At 43.9% G+C, this 19,170-nt stretch carries 16 protein-coding genes; all 16 read right to left on the bottom strand.

Annotated features, from left to right (window positions below; genetic code table 11):
- Window positions 1-6: 6 nt before the first annotated feature.
- Window positions 7-774: a carbohydrate ABC transporter permease gene (locus J9317_RS09930; RefSeq protein ID WP_249292442.1), complete on the bottom strand. Its 768-nt coding sequence runs from the start codon at window positions 772-774 to the stop codon at window positions 7-9.
- A gap of 47 nt (window positions 775-821) precedes the next feature.
- The gene (locus tag J9317_RS09925) at window positions 822-1,757 is read right to left on the bottom strand and encodes a carbohydrate ABC transporter permease (RefSeq protein WP_249292109.1); all 936 of its coding nucleotides are present in this window, start codon (window positions 1,755-1,757) and stop codon (window positions 822-824) included.
- 16 nt (window positions 1,758-1,773) lie between these two features.
- Window positions 1,774-3,042, bottom strand: a complete 1,269-nt coding sequence (locus J9317_RS09920) for an ABC transporter substrate-binding protein (RefSeq protein WP_249292107.1) — start codon at window positions 3,040-3,042, stop codon at window positions 1,774-1,776.
- A 180-nt stretch (window positions 3,043-3,222) separates the two neighbouring features.
- Window positions 3,223-4,179: a stage V sporulation protein K gene (spoVK, locus tag J9317_RS09915; protein WP_211558230.1), complete on the bottom strand. Its 957-nt coding sequence runs from the start codon at window positions 4,177-4,179 to the stop codon at window positions 3,223-3,225.
- A gap of 229 nt (window positions 4,180-4,408) precedes the next feature.
- Entirely contained in the window at window positions 4,409-4,633 is a 225-nt protein-coding gene (hfq, locus tag J9317_RS09910) for an RNA chaperone Hfq (protein ID WP_035411703.1), read from the bottom strand.
- A gap of 39 nt (window positions 4,634-4,672) precedes the next feature.
- Window positions 4,673-5,614 carry a tRNA (adenosine(37)-N6)-dimethylallyltransferase MiaA gene (gene miaA / locus J9317_RS09905; protein WP_284143270.1) on the bottom strand — a complete coding sequence of 314 codons (942 nt, stop codon included), beginning with the start codon at window positions 5,612-5,614 and terminating at the stop codon, window positions 4,673-4,675.
- 78 nt (window positions 5,615-5,692) lie between these two features.
- Window positions 5,693-6,112 (bottom strand): YmaF family protein, encoded by a 420-nt coding sequence (locus J9317_RS09900; RefSeq protein ID WP_211558228.1) that lies wholly within the window; start codon window positions 6,110-6,112, stop codon window positions 5,693-5,695.
- Window positions 6,113-6,177: 65 nt separating this feature from the next.
- Window positions 6,178-8,010, bottom strand: coding sequence for a DNA mismatch repair endonuclease MutL (gene mutL / locus J9317_RS09895; protein ID WP_211558227.1), 1,833 nt, complete (start codon window positions 8,008-8,010; stop codon window positions 6,178-6,180).
- A 22-nt stretch (window positions 8,011-8,032) separates the two neighbouring features.
- Complete coding sequence (gene mutS, locus J9317_RS09890) at window positions 8,033-10,630, bottom strand: DNA mismatch repair protein MutS (RefSeq protein ID WP_211558226.1); 2,598 nt, start codon at window positions 10,628-10,630, stop codon at window positions 8,033-8,035.
- 130 nt (window positions 10,631-10,760) lie between these two features.
- Window positions 10,761-11,300 carry an outer spore coat protein CotE gene (locus J9317_RS09885; protein WP_211558225.1) on the bottom strand — a complete coding sequence of 180 codons (540 nt, stop codon included), beginning with the start codon at window positions 11,298-11,300 and terminating at the stop codon, window positions 10,761-10,763.
- Window positions 11,301-11,995: 695 nt separating this feature from the next.
- On the bottom strand, window positions 11,996-12,424 hold the full coding sequence (gene ricA, locus J9317_RS09880; protein WP_211558224.1) for a regulatory iron-sulfur-containing complex subunit RicA: 429 nt from the start codon (window positions 12,422-12,424) through the stop codon (window positions 11,996-11,998).
- Window positions 12,425-12,426: 2 nt separating this feature from the next.
- Window positions 12,427-13,956 (bottom strand): tRNA (N6-isopentenyl adenosine(37)-C2)-methylthiotransferase MiaB, encoded by a 1,530-nt coding sequence (miaB, locus tag J9317_RS09875; protein ID WP_211558223.1) that lies wholly within the window; start codon window positions 13,954-13,956, stop codon window positions 12,427-12,429.
- A 164-nt stretch (window positions 13,957-14,120) separates the two neighbouring features.
- Window positions 14,121-15,296, bottom strand: a complete 1,176-nt coding sequence (locus J9317_RS09870; RefSeq protein ID WP_211558221.1) for a glycine C-acetyltransferase — start codon at window positions 15,294-15,296, stop codon at window positions 14,121-14,123.
- Window positions 15,297-15,315: 19 nt separating this feature from the next.
- A complete protein-coding gene (tdh, locus tag J9317_RS09865) occupies window positions 15,316-16,356 on the bottom strand; it encodes an L-threonine 3-dehydrogenase (RefSeq protein ID WP_211558219.1) in 1,041 nt (346 codons plus the stop codon).
- Between the two features lie 169 nt (window positions 16,357-16,525).
- The gene (locus J9317_RS09860; protein WP_211558218.1) at window positions 16,526-17,392 is read right to left on the bottom strand and encodes a 2-oxoacid:ferredoxin oxidoreductase subunit beta; all 867 of its coding nucleotides are present in this window, start codon (window positions 17,390-17,392) and stop codon (window positions 16,526-16,528) included.
- Window positions 17,392-19,131: a 2-oxoacid:acceptor oxidoreductase subunit alpha gene (locus tag J9317_RS09855; RefSeq protein WP_211558217.1), complete on the bottom strand. Its 1,740-nt coding sequence runs from the start codon at window positions 19,129-19,131 to the stop codon at window positions 17,392-17,394. The genes J9317_RS09860 and J9317_RS09855 overlap by 1 nt, the downstream gene beginning before the upstream one ends.
- Window positions 19,132-19,170 lie beyond the last annotated feature (39 nt).

Raw genomic sequence — 19,170 nt, 5'->3', positions numbered from 1 at the left:
TTTTATTTACTCTTTCATACCTGAAGTAGCCATCCCTTTAACAAATTGCTTTTGGAAAATGAGGAATACGATCAAAATCGGAATCATTGTCACAACTGACATAGCAAGCAGGCTGCCCCAGTCGACTCTGAATTCCCCTATGAAATTTGCCAATGCAAGCTGAATGGTATATTTGGATGGATCGCTAATGACAATAAGCGGCCAGATGAAGTCATCCCATCTCCACATGAATGAGAATATCGTCAGGACGGCAATAACAGGCTTCGCAATCGGAACAATGATTGTCCAAAAAATTCTCCATTCGCTGGCTCCGTCCATTCTTGCTGCTTCCAGGAGGTCATCCGGGACTGTCAGCAAATACTGGCGGATCAGGAACACCCCCATCGGTGTGGCAGCGGGAGGAATAATCAGACCAAGCAGATTATTATAAAGCCCGAGCTTGCTGATCACGGTAAAGATTGGGGTCATGATGACCTCAATTGGAATCATAAGTGTAGACAGGAACAAGAATAAGATGAGCGTATCTCCTTTAAATCGAAACTTGGAGAGCGCATACCCCGCCATTGTATTGATCAGCAATGTCAAAATTGTTGCCGATACCGCAACAATGGCACTGTTAATGAAGTACAATCCAAAATTCCCTTTGCTGAAGGCAGCTGTAAAATTCTCAAATGAAAGCGAATCCGGAAAAAACTTTGGCGGCCATGAATAAAGATCAATTGGCCCCTTTACGGAAGAAATAAATATCCACAGAACGGGGGCAATGAAGATCATGGCAAGTACAATCAAGGCAAAATACGTTAAGAAACCGGCTTTCTGTGTCAATCGATTTTCCCCCCTTCTGCCCATTTAAATTGAATCAGCGTGAACGCACCAATCAGCAGGAACAATACGACCGACATGGCACTTGCATAGCCGACTTCGCTTTTCGTGAATCCAAACTCAAAGATATATTGAACAATTAAGGTCGTTTCTTTAGCCGGTCCGCCACCTGTAAGGGAAAAGATGAGCGGATAAGCCTTAACTGATTCTACAATCAGCAGCATAAAAACAAGAAGGCTCGTCGGTTTTAAGAGCGGGAGCGTGATTTTCCAGAAAAGCTGGCTTCTGCTTGCCCCGTCTATTTGCGCGGCTTCATAATAAGAAGCTGGTATGCTCTGCAGGCCGGCGATAAATATGACCATGAAAAATCCGACACGGGCCCATACAGTTGCAATAACGATGGTTATCTTCGCAATAACCGGATCCGACAGCCATTTAATCGGCGGAAGTCCACCCGCCTCCAGCAGATAGGTTATAACCCCGAAGCTGTCTCCAAATATCCATTTCCAGGATAGGCCGACAATAATGAAAGAAATCATAGTCGGCCAGAAGATAATGGCTCTGAAAAGACCTCTTGCCTTCATTTCCTTAATCATCAGCATGGCAATTCCGAGTGAGATCGCAAACACAAGCGGCACAACAAGTGCAGCGTATATGAGTGTGTTTAACATTATTTTCCAGAATTCAGCGTTATTGAACAATCGAATATAGTTTTCCAAGCCTGTAAATTTCATATCCGATACGCCATTATAGCTTGTAAATGAATAGACAAGTCCCATTAAAGCAGGAATGATTATAAATATTAAGAAAATTAACAGGTTCGGAAGGACAAATAAGTAGGGCGCCATCTTCTTTTTTCTTTGCGCTTTTTTCATCGTCTGTACATTTGTTTTCTTTATTGGCATAGGCATAGCCTTTGATTTTTCAACCACCATTATTTATCACCCTCCTCTATGGCTGTTTATTGTTTTGTTCAATCGTGCCATCGAAGATTTCAGCCACTTCATCGAGAGCCTCCTGGGGAGTCGATTCTCCTTTAAGAGCTTTCGCAATCCCGGTTGTTAAATCTCCAGCGTTTTTATTCATGACCTGCTGATATGACCAGTCTTTTGCTGCCTGCGGAGTTGTATGTTTAAACTCATCCGTAAACACATCAAACATATGATCATCCAGCGGATAATTTAGATCTTTGTTATCTTTTCTTGCACTTAGGAATAAGGACTTCTCTATATACTCTGCATTAACTTCTTTTGTTGATAAATATTGAATAAACTTCGCGGTTTCCTTTTCTACACCGGTATTCTTCAAGCCCATTACATACTTTCCTCCCGGCACGGAAGATCGCGTTTCATCTTTAGGCAGATAGGTGACACCCCAACTAAAATGTGTGATATCCTTATAGCTTCCCATCATCCAGTTTCCTGCTAAATGGACGGCAACTGTACCTGAGCGGAACAGATTATTAGGATTCTCGCCGCCAAGCCATACAGAATCGGGGATTAGGCCTTCCTTATGCATTTTCTTGAAGTCGGTTAGTGCTTTTACAGATGCAGGACCGTTAACGGCTGCTTTAGTCAAATCTTCATTAAACAAGCTGCCGCCATATTCGTACATCATCGTCGACCAGCGGTGTCCTGACGAATCCCACACCATCGGATATCGTGCATCCCCTTTTTCTTTGACCTTTTTTAAGGCTGCCGTGAACTCATCCCACGTCCAAATTTCCTCCGGCGTCTGCGGAACCTTCACTCCCGCCTTTTTGAAAAGATCCTTGTTGTAGTACATTCCATTGGCCGTTATGTCCATCGGGGCTGCAATAATTTTCCCGTCTATGACATAAAATGGCTTGATGGAATCCTCGAACTGGCTGATGAATTTCTCCTGATCTCCAACATAATCAGTCAAATCTATTGCATAATCAGCAAATTCATATGTATCATTTATCCGGACAAGCGCCGGCGGCTTTCCGCCTGCTATCATGGTTTTTAATTTGGTTTTTACATCCTTGAACGCAATTTCCACCAGATTAATGTCGACATCCGGATTCTGCTTTTCATATTTTTCTATAATTTCTTTCATGACTTCTCCTTCTCCGCCGTCAGAGAACCACATAAAATCCAGCTTTACTTTCCCATCTCCTGATTGACCGCATCCGGCAAGCGAGAGCACTATTGCAATAATGATGACTTTAGCAGCGCTGCTCCAATTTCTCTTGTTCAAAGAGCTCCCTCCCATCTTTTTAAACATTCTGACTTCAATGTTAGGAAATTGTTTAAAGGTGGCAATTCCCCTCTAAACATTTACCCCTTTTTTAAAAAGGAAAACCTATAAATCTCCATTTTTTTTGGTTTTTCGACTTTTGCGAATACAGATTATCTCTATCACATAATAAAAAGCCGCTCAAAGCGGCTTCTCGTCACGGACAATCAAATCCTGAGCTTTAATCGTTATCAATTCATCCCGGTTGTATTTATCAGCCAATAACAGTCTCATAGCCTGAGCTCTGATCGATTTTTCAATTACATTCCGTATGAAACGGCCGTTGCTGAATTTTGATGGCTGCGTCATGCTCTTGACGGACATTAAATGATCTCTCAGCTTCCATTCTGCTTCCCTGCTCCATACATATTCCCGCTCCTCAATCATTCTTTTCGAAATGTCCATCAGCTGGTCAACTGTATAATCCGGGAAATCAATAACGAGCGGAAATCTGGAATGCAAACCGGGGTTGATTGCAAGGAATTGATCCATTTCTTTGGAATAGCCGGCAAGAATGAGGATAAATTCGTGCTGTTTGTCTTCCATGTGCTTTACGAGTGTGTCTATTGCTTCTTTACCGAAATCCTTCTCTCCGCCCCTTGCGAGTGAATAAGCCTCATCGATAAATAAAATCCCGCCAAGCGACCGTTTTATCAATTCTCTCGTTTTTTGAGCGGTGTGACCGATATACTCTCCTACTAAGTCAGCCCTCTCTGCTTCAATCAAATGCCCTTTGGAAAGCACGTTCATTTGACAGAACAGCTTTCCGATCAGCCGGGCCACCGTAGTCTTTCCTGTACCCGGATTTCCTTTGAACATCATATGAAGCGCCTGTTTTCCTGCCTTTAGCCCTTGTTCCTCACGCTTTTGGCTGACAAAGATCCAGGCGTAAATTTCTTTTATATTCCGCTTCATTTCTTCCATTCCGACAAGCGTGCCCATTTCCTCTTCAATCTGCCTGAGAATGGCGTGCTTAAAATCCGTTTTGGGCAGAACAAGGTCATAGCCCTTACCTTCCGCTTCCTTGCCTGCTTTCGTCTGGCCATTAAGGATAATATTGATTTGTCCGTTATTTTTATAAGTAACTGCCTGATCCATGAGAGTCACCTCAGCTTTCTGTGATACTATACGCTTAGCACGGCTCTGCCGTGACAAATGCCCATTATTGGAGTCGCTTAATCGGCAGGAAACCCCTAATTAAATGTTTTACACTATAAAAATGCCTGATCTTCTTATATGTATTCATCTAGGGCACATGTACAACCACTGGAAATAGGCAAAATAAAAACCGCATACGATGCTGTATGCGGCCCATTTTAATCATTGATTATTCCGTTTCAAGCTGGATGTTCTTTTGCGGTGCAAACGTTGAGATTGCATGCTTATAAATTAACTGCTGCTTGCCTTCGGTCTCAAGCAGTACAGTAAAATTATCGAATCCTTTTACCAGCCCTCTCAGCTGAAATCCGTTAAGAAGGAATACAGTGACAAAAATTCCGTCCTTGCGCAGCTGGTTCAAAAATTGGTCCTGAATATTGATTGCTTGTTTCATGATTTGTCCTCCTCATTTCTCTATATGGTTACTATTCGATTAAAGATGAAGCTTTCCTGCTATATATGTAAAAATTTCGTCAAGCTTCTGTTCGGATTGGGCCGGAGGAGTCATATCGTACCATTTGACGTCCATTCGATTCCGGAACCATGTAAGCTGGCGTTTTGCATATCTTCTCGAATTTTGCTTAAGCTGCTCAACAGCTTCTTCTAAAGAGATTTCACCATCAAGATGCCGGTAGATTTCTTTATATCCAATCGCTTGAACAGCCTGTCCTGTTTTCAATCCGGTTTGGTAAAGGCGCGTAACTTCATCAAGCAGTCCTTCTTCAAGCATCTTTTCAACCCGCTGGTTAATTCGATAGTACAAGGTTTCACGGTCCATCGTCAAGCCTATAATTGCAGATTGATAATGTTCCGACCGGTACTCACTTTCAAGCTGATCTGTCATGGTTTTCCCTGAGGCATGAAAAATTTCTAATGCTCTGATGACTCTTCTCTGATTGTTGGGATGGATGCGCTCAGCCGATTCAGGGTCTGCCTCCATTAGAAGCGAGTGGATATACTCCGCACCTTTTTCCTCTGCCATATTCTCCATGCGCAGGCGGAATTCAGGATCTGACGGCTGTTCTGAAAACTGGTAATCGTAAAGCAGAGACTGTATATATAAACCAGTCCCCCCTGCCACAATCGGCATTTTCCCTCTTGAAGCAATATCTTCAATACAGGATCGCGCAAGCTGCTGAAAATCCGCAGCCGAAAAGCTCTCATCCGGATTTTTTATATCGATCAGGTGATGGGGGATGCCCTCCATCTCATCCTGGCGTATTTTGGCCGTCCCAATATCCATTCCTCTGTAAATCTGCATCGAATCGCCGCTGATAATCTCTCCATTCAGCTTATGGGCAGCTTCGAGGCTAAGTTTCGTTTTTCCGACTCCAGTTGGTCCTATGATGACTATTACTTTTTGATTTTCCAGCATTTATATATCACTCTCTCAGTATCTCCACGTGCATTCTCAAAGCTAGTATAGCATGATTCCCAATCAGATACGTAACCATTATAGCCATAGCGGATTCCATCTATACCATGCCGGCTGATCCACACCTACCGGATTCCCAGTCATACCATCAAATAAATGAAAGTGGCGTTCGATTCCGCCTTCAGCATACTGCACGCCTCCCGCAGTCACACCTGGAGGTTTATTATAATTTAAGTACGTTCTGCCAGACATACTATGGTAATGCGTCCCATCCGGCAGCGGGACAGCGGGTCCCGTTTTACCGTAGAAACGGTGATAGTGCCCTTCCTCAAACGAACTGATCCCGCTGAAAAAATGAAAATGCCCATCAAATGCATTCCCATTCACAGGCTTTGTAAAACCATCCATTACATGAGTATGACCAACACTTTCAGACGTTTCAATTAAAAACACATGACTGTGCGACGGGAAATCCGGCGGGGCAAAAACCACCCTCATTTCAACTTCCTCCTCTGTTCTCTTTCTAATAAGTTACACAGAGAAGGGATGCCCGGTGACGGGGATTACATAATACGTTTAAACATTTTTTCCATTTCATACGTGGTGAAGTGAACAATGACCGGTCTACCATGCGGACAAGTAAAAGGATCTTCCGCTCTTCTTAATTCCTCGAGAAGAGCCGTCATTTCATCAATCCTTAAATAGCGGTTCGCTTTAATGGATGCTTTGCAGCTCATTAAAATCGCCGCTTCTTCCCTCAGTTTTTTGACATCCGGTTTTTTAAGATCCAGAACTTGCTGGATCATCTCTTCAATAACAAATTGCTCTTTACCTGAAGGAAACCACTGAGGATGCGAGCGGACAATATAGCTGCTCCCGCCGAAAGGCTCAAGAAACACTCCCACTTCAGCAAGAGCATTTAATGACTCTCCAATCCTTAGCGCCTCATCATGAGAATAATGCAAGGTTATTGGCACAAGCAGCTCCTGCACTTCCTTCTCCATTTTTGCTACCTTTTCCCGGTAAAATTCATATTTAATTCGTTCCTGCGCAGCATGCTGATCAATCATGTAGAGACCTGTTTCATTCTGGGCGAGAATATACGTCCCATGCATTTGTCCAATTGGATACATCGGAGGAACTCTTGGCTCCACTCGAGCATTTTCTTCATGAGTCTTCTCATCAGGGAGATTTCTTTCAGGGACTGTTTCTTTTACCACTCCGGTAAAGTCATTGTCAGGCACTGCCGCAGGCTCAGCCTCCCTTTCCTCCTGAACCTGCTGCTCTTCCGTTTGAATGGGTGCTCGAGGTGTTTTTTCATACGGACGGTATGATTCAAATGATAAAATCTGCTGCTCATCCATGTGCGGCGCCGGCTTAGCTTTTTGAGGCTGTGATTCCGGGATGAGTGTTTTTTTGCGGAACGTTGTTTGTATACCCTTGGAAACAAGCTCGTACAGCTCCGCTTCCTTGCTGAGCCTTACCTCCATTTTAGAAGGATGAACATTAACATCAACAAGCAAGGGATCCATCGAAATATTTAGATACGCAATCGGATACCGGCCTATTGGGAGAAGTGTATGGTAGCCCTCCATGATGGCTTTTGCCAGCGCGTAATTTTTGATATGCCGGCCATTAATAATGGTTGAAATATAATTTCTCGATGCTCTTGTCACTTCTGGAAGTGCTAAATAGCCTGTCACCTGAAAATCAAGGGATTCCAGTGAAATCGGCACCATTTTCTTCGCGACGGATAACCCGTAAATTGAGGCCATCACCTGGCGGACATCCCCGTTTCCATTCGTATGGAGTATGGTTTTGCCATTATGGGTCAACCTGAAAGAAACCGATGAGTTGGCCATAGCTAAACGGTTTACCGTATCCGTAATATTGCCAAGCTCGGTATGGACGGTTTTCATATATTTGAGACGGGCAGGAGTGTTAAAAAACAGGTTGGAGACGGTAATATCCGTGCCCTTGCGGCTTGAAGAGGCCTCATGCTGTTCTACCTTTCCCCCTGTAAGCTTCAAAAAGGATCCCTCATCTATCCCATTGCTCGTTTTCATCTCCACATGGGAAACAGACGCAATACTCGGAAGGGCTTCTCCTCTGAAGCCCAGTGTCCGGATGCGGAATAAATCATTTTCATCCTTAATCTTGCTCGTTGCATGGCGGTGAAAGGCGTTTAAACAATCCTCAGGCTCCATTCCGTCTCCATTATCGATGATCCGGATTAAGCCAAGCCCCGCTTCTTCTATTTCAATCTCAATAACTGAACTGTTTGCGTCAATCGCGTTTTCTGCTAGCTCCTTCACAACAGAAGCAGGACGTTCAACCACTTCACCAGCCGCTATTTTGTTGCTGAGCTGATCATTAAGCAGGACGATTTTGCCCATGTTGGATTAACTCCTTTCTGTTTTATCTTGCGTTTTTTTGAAGTTCAAACAATTTATTCATCGCTTCAAGCGGTGTCATTTCAAGGATGTTCAATTCGAGCAGAGCGTCTCTTAGCACCCTGTCTGCCGCTTCCCCTTTTTTCTGCTTTTTAACAGGCTTGTCCGGAGTGAAGAACGACAGCTGAGCCTCTTCTTCCTGGACAGCAGGCTGTTTTTCTGACTCCCTCTCCTTTACTTGAGTCTTCGGCTGATTTTCGAGCTTTTCTAAAATCTGCTGAGCTCTTTTAATGAGATCGGGAGGAAGTTCCGCAAGCTCAGCAACATGAATTCCATAGCTCCGGTCAGCTGGGCCTTCAGAAATTTTATGGAGAAAAACAACTTTTCCATTGCGCTCGACCGCTCTGACATGGACATTGGAAAGCAATTTCAAAGGCTGATCTAAAACCGTCAGTTCATGATAATGGGTGGAAAACAGGGTCTTTGCTCCAATTTTGTCATGAATATATTCAATCATTGCCTGTGCAAGAGCCATTCCATCGTATGTGGATGTACCACGGCCAATTTCATCAAACAAAATAAGGCTGTTTTTCGTTGCATGAACAATCGCGTTTCTCGCTTCAAGCATTTCTACCATGAATGTACTTTGACCTGAGATTAGATCATCTGCTGCCCCAATTCGAGTGAAAATCTGGTCAAAAATTGGCAGCACTGCTTTTTCCGCGGGAACGAAACACCCGATCTGTGCAAGGATCGCCGTTAATGCGACCTGACGCATATAGGTGCTCTTACCGGACATATTGGGACCGGTAATCAGCAGCATGCTTCTGCCGCTGCCATCGCCCATCCTGCAATCGTTGGGCACATATTCCTGAGATTGCAAAACCTTTTCGACGACCGGATGACGGCCCCCGGTTACTTCAAGCCGATCATCGGAAAAGGATGGCTTTACATAGCGGCGTTTATCACTGACCGTGGCAAAGCACTGCAGAACATCCAGTTCGCTTATGCATTTAGCGAGTGCCTGCAATCTCGGAATAAACGTTCGCACCTGTTCCCTAAGTTCATTAAACAGCTGGTATTCAAGCTCTGCCATGTTTTCTTCCGCTTCTAGAATCAGTGCCTCTTTTTCTTTTAAATCCGGAGTGATAAACCGTTCTGCATTGGTCAATGTTTGCTTGCGTTCGTAAAGACCTTCAGGCAAATGCTGCAGATTGGCTCTCGTAATCTCGATATAATAGCCAAATACCCGGTTGAATCCCACTTTTAATGAACGAATACCCGTTCTTTCTCTTTCGCTCGCTTCTAGCTCGGCAATCCAGGTTTTCCCGTTTTTACTTGCATCACGGTACTGATCGAGCTGTTCGCTGAACCCCTCTTTCATCATGTTCCCCTCTTTAACAGAGACCGGCGGCTGCTCAACAAGAGCCTGCTCCAGGAGGTCCTTTAGCTCATCACAAGGATCAATGCGTTCTGCCAGTTTATTAGAATATGAATGGTCTAGGGATTGAACGAGAGCTGCAAGCATTGGAACCTGCTGCAGCGATTTTTTCAGCTGAATCATGTCTCTTGCATTTACATTCCCGAAAGCTACTCTTCCTGCCAGACGTTCTAAATCGTATACTTCCTTCAAGCCTTCTCTAATATCTTCACGCTCAAAAAACCTTTCCAGCAGAACCTGGACCATTTCATGCCGCTCTTCAATCTTTAGTCTGTCAATAAGCGGTCTGTCAATCCATTGCTTCAGCAAACGACCTCCCATGGCCGTTTTCGTTTCATCCAGAAGCCACAGCAATGAACCTTTTCTCCCGCTGCTGCGGATCGTTTCCGTCAACTCAAGATTTCGCTTGGAATATAAATCCATTTTAAGAAAGTTCGTCAGCTCGTAATGACGGACAGCCTGCAAATGATCCAGGCTCCTCTTTTGAGTCCGGATAATATAATGGTAAAGCCTTGCAAAGGACCTTTGCAGGTGCTGATCCTGGATATTGGAGAAAAGATTTCCCGGAATCTGCTCCGGCGAATCATTGGTTTCAAAGGATACCGCCACATTGCACCGGTCCTTCATCATTTTTATATAGTCCTCAGACAGGGTGCTTTCTATTACAGCCTCCTTTGCTCCAAGCGAATAGATTTCGTTTAGCGCCTCATCAAATCGGCTTGCCACCGTTACACTGTTTTCACCTGTCGTTAAATCGGTAACTGCGAATCCAAAGCCATCCGCAAGCACCGTCAGGCTGACAAGGAAGTTATTTTCTTTCTCTGAAACGCCCTTGCCGTCCATAACCGTGCCGGGTGTGATCAGCTGTACAACTTCTCTCCGGACGACACCTTTGGCCTGTTTAGGATCTTCCGTTTGCTCGCATATTGCCACCTTATAGCCTTTTTCAATCAGCTGTTCTATGTAATTTGGGGCAGAATGATAGGGAACACCGCACATCGGAATTCGTTCACTGCTCCCGCCATCTCTGCTCGTTAACGTTATTTCAAGCTCCTGTGATGCACGAATGGCATCCTCAAAAAACATCTCGTAAAAATCACCTAATCTAAAAAATAAAAAGGCATCCTCGTAATCTGCCTTAATCGTTAAGTATTGCTGCATCATCGGCGTGTAAGTAGCCATTTATATCCCCCATTGCCTATCCTAATCAAAAACAAACTTAATTATAACATACTGAGCCCTCCCCTTTACATGAATAACTACTGTTAAAAAAAGAGCACAAAAAAACTAGGAAGGACACCTCCCTAGCTTTTTACTCTTCTGCTTCTCCAGCTAAAAACTCAGGATTAAGATCCTCAAATTCATCCTCTAAGTCTTCTTCCCATTCATCATCCTCGCAGCCATCCGGATGAACCACGACACATACCTTCGTCTCGCCGATTACTTCAGCCAGCACTTCACGCTCAGCCTGAACAATAATCTTATTGCCATTTGGAGAAATGGTGACTTCCAGGCAGTTCGGCTGCTGAAGAACCTTTGCGCATACTTCATGCTCATCATCAATAAAATGATTATCTCTGTACTTTAGTTTTACAACATCCACATACTTGACCCGCTCGGTAACAACTTCCGTCTTCGTGTTATCATCGTATGAATACCAAACGTTAATGTCATAAGTACCTTCGACCTCGACTGTCTTACCAACTTTATGGGGTTCATATTTATGGTTGATAATCCAGCCGCCCAAAATACTTGTAGGTCTTTGAGACGGGGAGATCGTGTGCGTGCATTGTGTGAACTTTCGTCCCTTCGCAACAACCGCTTTAGTGATAATTTCTCTGTATTCAGACATTCAAGCATACCCTCCTCAATCAATATTCGTTCCATCGTATGCTGGGCTAATATTGATAGTACTTTGAATTACACGAACCCGCAGACACGGTCTGCTTAGTCCATGACGTTCCTATTTCATATGTATGCATGAGCCCAAAAAAATGTGCCTTTTTTTTAAAGCGGAAGCGGCTGTTTAGTTGTGAGAGACGGTGGAGCTGGAACTGACAAAGTCGAACTTTGACAGGGCCAGTGAAGCGGCCGAAGAGTTAGCCGCCGCAGCTGGATAGCAAAACTTAGTGCAGGGAACTTAGATATGTATAGCTTTTAAAGCATAGGGCGCTTGTTTATGCTTGTGATTGGAATAGGATCCAGCTTGGTGGGTGACGGAATAGTTGATGATCATTTTATTGTATATAGTCAGCAATTATCTTTGGTTTATCAGCAATTACCTCCGATTAGTCAGCAATTACCTCCGATTAATCAGCAATTATCTTCAATTTGTCAGCAATTACTTTCAGTCCGCCGGCAATTAGAGATTTCAAACTCCCTTTTAATAGCTGTGAACGCTTATGCCATCTTCAGATATTGTATGCACCTTCAACCAAACCGTTCTTTAATAGATTTTGATGATTTAACTTGCAAAATGGAACCACATTTCAGAAAAGCACAAAAAGACTGCCGGTTCTCACGGCAGTCTTTCTCAAATCATTACATTCAGCAGCTTCCGCCCGGACTGTTTTTAAGCTTGGATCCTGTTTCGCCCGTCAGCAGGTCACCTTCTGTGCTTTCAATGATTTTATCAGTTACCTGATTGGAAATGGTATTAGCCACAAGCTGAAGCAGATCATTAACCTCAATTTGTGAATCCTGGAATTCCTGGATGATTGGCAGCTGGTCCAGTTCTTCCTGAATGCTGTCGATCTTATCTTCAATTTGCTTCAGCGCTTCAGTTTTACCGTAGTGCTGGAAATTGACCGCTTGTTTTTGCAGACTTTTAATGCTTGCAATCATACTGCGCACTTTTTCATTTTCATTGAGCTGCGCTTCGGCTCTTTTGAAAAAGTCGACTTCCTCTGTTTCTGAAATCATTTGCGCAAGTTCCTTAGCACGGGCCACAATGTCATCCTTTGAATAACGTGTCATCCTCAGTTCACCTCTATAGCTTCTTCTGCCATCTCCCCGTCCAGCGACCATGTTTTAGCTTTCGTAACTTTTACTTTTACGATTTGGCCAATGATTTCTCTAGGTCCACGGAAGTTGACGAGCTTGCTTTTTTCTGTGTAGCCGGCTAATACATCAGGGTTATTTTTGCTTTCCCCTTCAACTAATACTTCGACAACATGTCCCTCATATTCCTGCATTTTCTTGGCAGAAATTTCATTTACAAGGTTATTCAGACGCTGAAGACGTTCTTTTTTCACACGCATCGGAACATTATCCTGCATCTTAGCAGCAGGTGTGCCTTCCCGTGGAGAATAGATATAAGTGTAGGCCGCATCAAACTGGATTTCTCTATAGATGGACAGTGTTTCTTCAAACTGTTCCTCGGTTTCATTTGGAAAACCGACAATGATGTCTGTTGTTAAGGTTGCATTTGGCATGGCTGTTTTAATCTTTTTCACTAGATCTATATAGTGCTCGCGAGTATATTTGCGGGCCATGAGCTTCAGTACATCTGAGCTTCCGGACTGGATAGGCAAATGAATATGATCCAGAAGATTTCCGCCTTTTGCAAGAACTTCAATCAGCCTGTCATCAAAGTCACGCGGATGGCTTGTTGTAAAGCGGATTCTCGGGATATCGATTTTATGAAGTTCATCCATTAAATCGCCAAGCCCGTAATCCAGGTCCGAAAAGTCTTTACCATATGCATTGACATTTTGTCCAAGGAGCGTAATTTCTTTATAGCCCTGTGCTGCAAGCTGGCGAACTTCCTGGATAATTTCCTCAGGACGGCGGCTCCGTTCTTTTCCGCGTGTATAAGGAACGATACAGTAGGTGCAGAACTTATCACAGCCGTACATAATGTTCACCCACCCCTTAATGGCGCCTTTCCTGACTCTCGGAAGGTTTTCGATTACATCACCTTCTTTTGACCAAACCTCAATGACCATTTCTTTGGACATATACGCGTCCTTCAGAATGTGAGGAAGACGGTGGATATTATGCGTTCCGAAAATCATATCGATGTGAGGATGCTTTTGCAGTATTTTATTTACGACGGATTCCTCTTGGGACATACATCCGCATACTCCAACGAGCAGGCCTGGTTTATTCAGCTTCAAAGGCTTTAAATGCCCGATTTCGCCGAACACTTTATTTTCAGCGTTTTCTCGGATGGCACAAGTATTAAGGAGAATAACGTCTGCATCCTCAGTGGAATTTGTCGCTTCATATCCGAGCGCAGTAAATATTCCCGCCATCACTTCTGTATCATGCTCATTCATTTGGCAGCCGTATGTACGGATATAAAATTTTTTTCCGCTTCCCATCCCTCTGAACTCTTCGGAGATCGAAAAATCGTTTTTATATTGAATGTCTTCTTTGCCCCGTTTTTTTGCATCTTTCAAGGACGGAGGCATATAGACAGCTTGAAAATATTTGCTGTAGTCTTTTTCTGTTTTGTTCGTTTCAGGAGTAACCTGGTTATTTTCTTCACGCTGTTTTTCGTTCATGGAGAGTGCTCCTTTCAAATACCGCTTTTATCTGTTGTATCAGCCAACGACTGATTACATTAAAAACAAGTTATCAATACTAAAGTATAACTTCTATCAGACTTGCATACAATAGATGCCGCTTTAAATACAGAAAAAAAGAGAGGATCGCTCCTCTCTCCCACTTAAAGAATGTTCAATTCTTTTGCCGCTTTTTCAAAGAGATTCAAAGCTTCTTGAAGCTCTTCTTTTGAATGCTGAGCCGTTACGATCGTCCTTACACGGGCCTGGCCTTTTGAAACGGTCGGAAAGGCAATACCCTGTGCAAATACACCGTATTCAAGAAGTTTATCAGAAAACTGATGACATTTTTTTTCGTCTCCGACAATAACGGGGGTAACCGGAGTTTCGCTTTTCCCTGTGTCAAAGCCGAGTTTAGTTAAACCATCTTTAAAGAACTTTGCATTATCCCAAAGTTTTTCAATGAGTTCCGGTTCTTCAAGAAGAACATTGATTGCTTCGATGCAGGCTGCTGTCACAGCAGGCGGATGCGATGTACTGAACAAAAATGGACGGCCTTTATGAATCAAGTAATCAATAAGCGTCTGGGTGCTTGCTACATACCCTCCGAGAACACCGATCGCTTTACTAAGTGTGCCCACCTGAATATGAACGCGTCCATCTAATCCAAAGTGATTAACGGTCCCTCTTCCATTTTCTCCAAGGACGCCTGAAGCATGTGCGTCATCAACCATGATCAGCGCATCATATTTTTCTGCGAGTTCAACGATTTGAGGAAGCGGAGCGATATTGCCGTCCATCGAAAATACACCATCCGTTACAATGAGACGGACACGGTAATCCGAACATTCTTTTAGCGCACGTTCAAGATCCTCCATATCGACATGCTTGTATACTTTGCGGGCTGCCTTGGTCAGACGGATTCCATCTATAATGGATGCGTGGTTTAAAGCGTCCGAAATGACAACATCTTCACTTGTTAGAATGGATGACAGTACACCCTGATTCGTAGTAAAACCGGATTGGAAAACAAGTGATGCTTCTGTATGCTTAAATTTTGCGAGGTTTCTCTCCAGCTCTTCATGCATGGAAAACGTACCGGCAATGGTTCGGACGGAGCCTGTTCCAGCCCCGTATTTTTCAGTTGCTTCAATGGCTGCTTTACGAAGCCTTGGATGGGAAGTAAGACCAAGGTAGTTGTTGGAGGAGAGCTGAATCACTTCCCTGCCGTCAATAACCACTTTAGAGCCCTGCTCAGATTCGAGCGGTACGAGTTTACGGAACGTTCCCTGTTCTTTCATTTGATCAAGTTCTTCTTGCAAATATTCAAAACCTTTCATTAAAAACCCTCCTCAAAAATTATGGATGCAATACGACTTTCCCGCATTTCCCCTGGATCATTAGTTCAAAGCCTTCTTCAAAATCTTCAAGCTTCAGATGATGAGTAATCATCGGCTCTACGTCTACCTGACCGGATTTTAGCAGACTTGAAACCTGCTGCCACGTTTCGTACATCTTCCGGCCGGTAATTCCCTTCACCGTTATTCCTTTAAATACAATATCATTCGTTACGTCAATCTGCACAGGCTGAACAGGCAAACTTAAAATAGAGATGCGCCCTCCGTTTGTAACCATTTTAAAGCCTTGGTCCATCGCAACTGGATGACCTGACATTTCGCAGACAACATCCACTCCATTCCCGTTCGTCAGATCAAGAATTTTTTGCAAAGGGTCGGTTTCCCCTGAGTTAATGATTGTCGTCGCTCCCATTGCAGCAGCGAGTTCGAGACGGTAGTTGTTTAGATCTAAAGCAATAACCTGTGATGCTCCCGCTGCTTTTGCTACCCCTGCTGCCATAATGCCAATCGGTCCGCATCCTATAATGGCAACGGTTTTGCCTGCTGTATCACCAGAAAGAACAGTATGGACGGCATTGCCCATCGGCTCCTGGATGGATGCGACATCCCAAGGCATGTCCTTCGGGTTTTTCCAAAGATTAGAGGCTGGAAGGGCTACGTATTCTGCGAAACAGCCATTCGTATCCACCCCAATAATTTTTGTATCTTTGCATATATGGGCATTGCCGGTTAAACATTGCGGACATTGGCCGCATACTAAATGCGTTTCAGCAGATACGTGGTCACCCTCAGCTACACTGGTTACTTTGCTTCCGACCTCAATGACTTCTCCGGAGAACTCGTGGCCAAATACATAAGGCGGTTTTACACGGCTTTGCGACCACTGATCCCACGTATAAATGTGAACATCAGTTCCGCAGATTGAGGTTGCTTTTACTTTTATAAGGACTTCGTCTTCTTTTATTTTAGGAATATCAACCATTTGCAGCTGTGCTCCATAGCCTTCATGGTGCTTTACAAGCGCTTTCATTTTTCCGTTCATGATGAACACTCTCCCGTTCAATGAAACTATGACTACATTGAAATTCTATCATTACAGTCGAGGAGAAGTAAAGATGCCAGTCCGCTCCATATGGACACTTGAACACACCATATGAAATTTTCAGGATTTTTTTAAACTTCAAAAAAAATAGCGCCTTAAAAGACGCCTTTCACATAAATTCTGCTGTCAGCTGCTCAAATTGAGCTTCAGTTATTTCTAAATCAGCTTTGGACAGCGGCTGTTTGCTGTACCCTTGAATCATCTCCTGATAAGAGGCTCTGTTCTTATCCTGATAGATCAGCCCGGTGACGAGCCCGTTATACTCCATAACTGTCTGCATCGCAGAAATTCTATTTGAGGGATCATAGGTTTCGATTGTGTTCAATTTCGTTAAATTCTCTTTAAACCAATCATATGTGTTCACTTTATTGTATGTTACACAGGGGCTGAATACATTAATGAACGAGAATCCTTTATGCTGTATCCCCTGTTCAATCAGCGATGTTAAATCCTTCAAATCAGTTGAAAAACTCTGTGCTACAAACGTTGCCCCTGCTGTAAGCGCAAGTTCTATGACAGACAGGGCGGATTCGACGGATCCGTTAGGGGTGCTTTTCGTTACAAAGCCAGCTTCGCTTCGCGGAGAGGTCTGCCCCTTTGTCAGACCATAAATCTGATTATCCATAACTATATAGGTTATATCGATATTTCTGCGAATAGCATGGATGGTATGTCCCATTCCGATTGCAAATCCGTCCCCGTCACCGCCGGAGGCTATGACTGTCAGATCGCGGTTCGCCATTTTCACTCCCTGGGCAATCGGCAGTGAGCGCCCATGAATTCCATGAAAACCAAACGAATTAATATAACCGGAAATCCGCCCTGAACATCCGATTCCCGATACAACTGCAAGCTGATCAGGCTCAAGACCTGTATTAGCCGCCGCCCTTTGAATGGCAGCCTGTACAGAGAAATCCCCGCATCCCGGGCACCAATTTGGTTTAACATCATTTCGAAAATCTTTAAAGGTTGCCATTAGATCAGCTCCTTGCATTTGAAATACACTTCATTGGGAAGAAATGGGTTTCCGTCATATTTTAAGACAGATACCATTTTATCAGCGCATCCTACATTCATTTTGATGATATTGGCAAGCTGGCCTGTAGCATTGTTTTCGACCACCAGTACTTTTTTTGCAGATGCGGTTAAAGAACGAAGCTCATTGGCAGGAAAAGGATGAATTAAGCGTATGTGTGCGTGATTAGCGCGGATGCCTTCTGTTTCAAGGCGCTCCATCACTTCCTCGATGACGCCCCTTGTGGAATTAAAACCTATGAGCAAAACATCTGCCTCGGCATGCTTGACATGTTTGTGAATAGGATTAGGGAAAAGCAGGCCTTCCATTTTACGAAGGCGTTTATCCATTTGGCTTTGCCTATTGGATGCCACTTCCGATGGTTTTCCTGTTTCATCGTGTTCAACACCTGTAACATGGTGGAGAGCATTTTTCATACCTGGCAGAACTCTTGGAGATATTCCGGATTCTGTAACTTCATATCGTTTAAAGTAGCCTTTCCCCTCTCTTTCAGGAAGACTGCTTTCATTTGCAAGGGCACCTCTTCTTATTTGAATCTGCTCGAATTCAAGCGGCTCTACTGATTGTTTGCCAAGAGAAAGCTGCAGATCCGACAGGATGATGACCGGGCACTGATATTCTTCAGCCAGATTAAACGCTTCCACTGTATCGTAAAAAGCTTCTTGTACCGTACTTGGCGCCATGACAATTTTCGGAATCTCACCATGTGTCCCGTAAATCATCGCCATCAAATCAGATTGCTCTTGTTTTGTAGGAAGGCCTGTACTTGGACCTCCCCTCTGGGTATCCACGATCACTAAAGGGGTTTCTGTAATTCCGGATAAACCAATGGCTTCCATCATGAGAGACAAACCAGGTCCTGCCGAAGCAGTGAATGTCCGCGCGCCCGCATAATTCGCACCAATTGACATCGTACAAGCGGCAATCTCATCCTCCGTCTGGATGACTGCTCCACCGTATGCGGGAAGCTTTTTTATTAAATACTCCATGATTTCGGAAGCAGGAGTAATAGGATAAGCAGCCATAAAACGCGCTCCGCCGGCAAGTGCGCCGAGAGCAATCGCATCGTTTCCGATCATAAACATCCTTTTTTTTCTGTCTGTCTTTTCCAGATAAAGATCTGTACGATTATACTGCAAGTCCTGCTTTAAATAGGAAGCACCTTTTTGAATGGCGTTCATATTCATTTCAATGATTTTCTGGCCTTTTCGTCCGTATGTTTCCTCCACCACCTCATAAAAGTCATCCGGATTTAAGTCAAGGATGGTGCTCGTGGCTCCAATTGCGACCATATTTTTCATCAAGGATGTGCCGAGTTCTGCAGCCAGTTCCGTAAAGGGAATCGCAAAAAGTGCAGCGGTTTCCTCATCAGGAATCACTGGGCTGAATTTTGAATCAGCTAATACGATGCCGCCTTTTCTAAGCTCGCTGAAGTTCACATCAATCGTTTCCTGATCAAAAGCCACCAATATATCCAGATCGTCTGAAATAGCCCGTACCTGAGATGTACTGACCCTTATCTTATTGTTTGTGTGGCCCCCTTTAATCCTCGATGAAAAATGCCGGTAGCCATATAAGTAATAGCCGAGCCGATTTAATGCGATGGAAAAAACCTCACCTGTTGATTCGATTCCTTCCCCCTGCTGTCCGCCTACTTTCCATGAAAGCTGCTTAATCATTTCCGTGCACCCCTTTATTAAGCTTATCCTCAATTTGTA

The sequence above is a fragment of the Metabacillus flavus genome, from assembly GCF_018283675.1.
GTDB lineage: Bacteria > Bacillota > Bacilli > Bacillales > Bacillaceae > Metabacillus_B > Metabacillus_B flavus.
The sequence above is the reverse complement of the archived record's forward strand: the minus strand, read 5'-3'. Positions and strand labels throughout refer to the sequence as shown.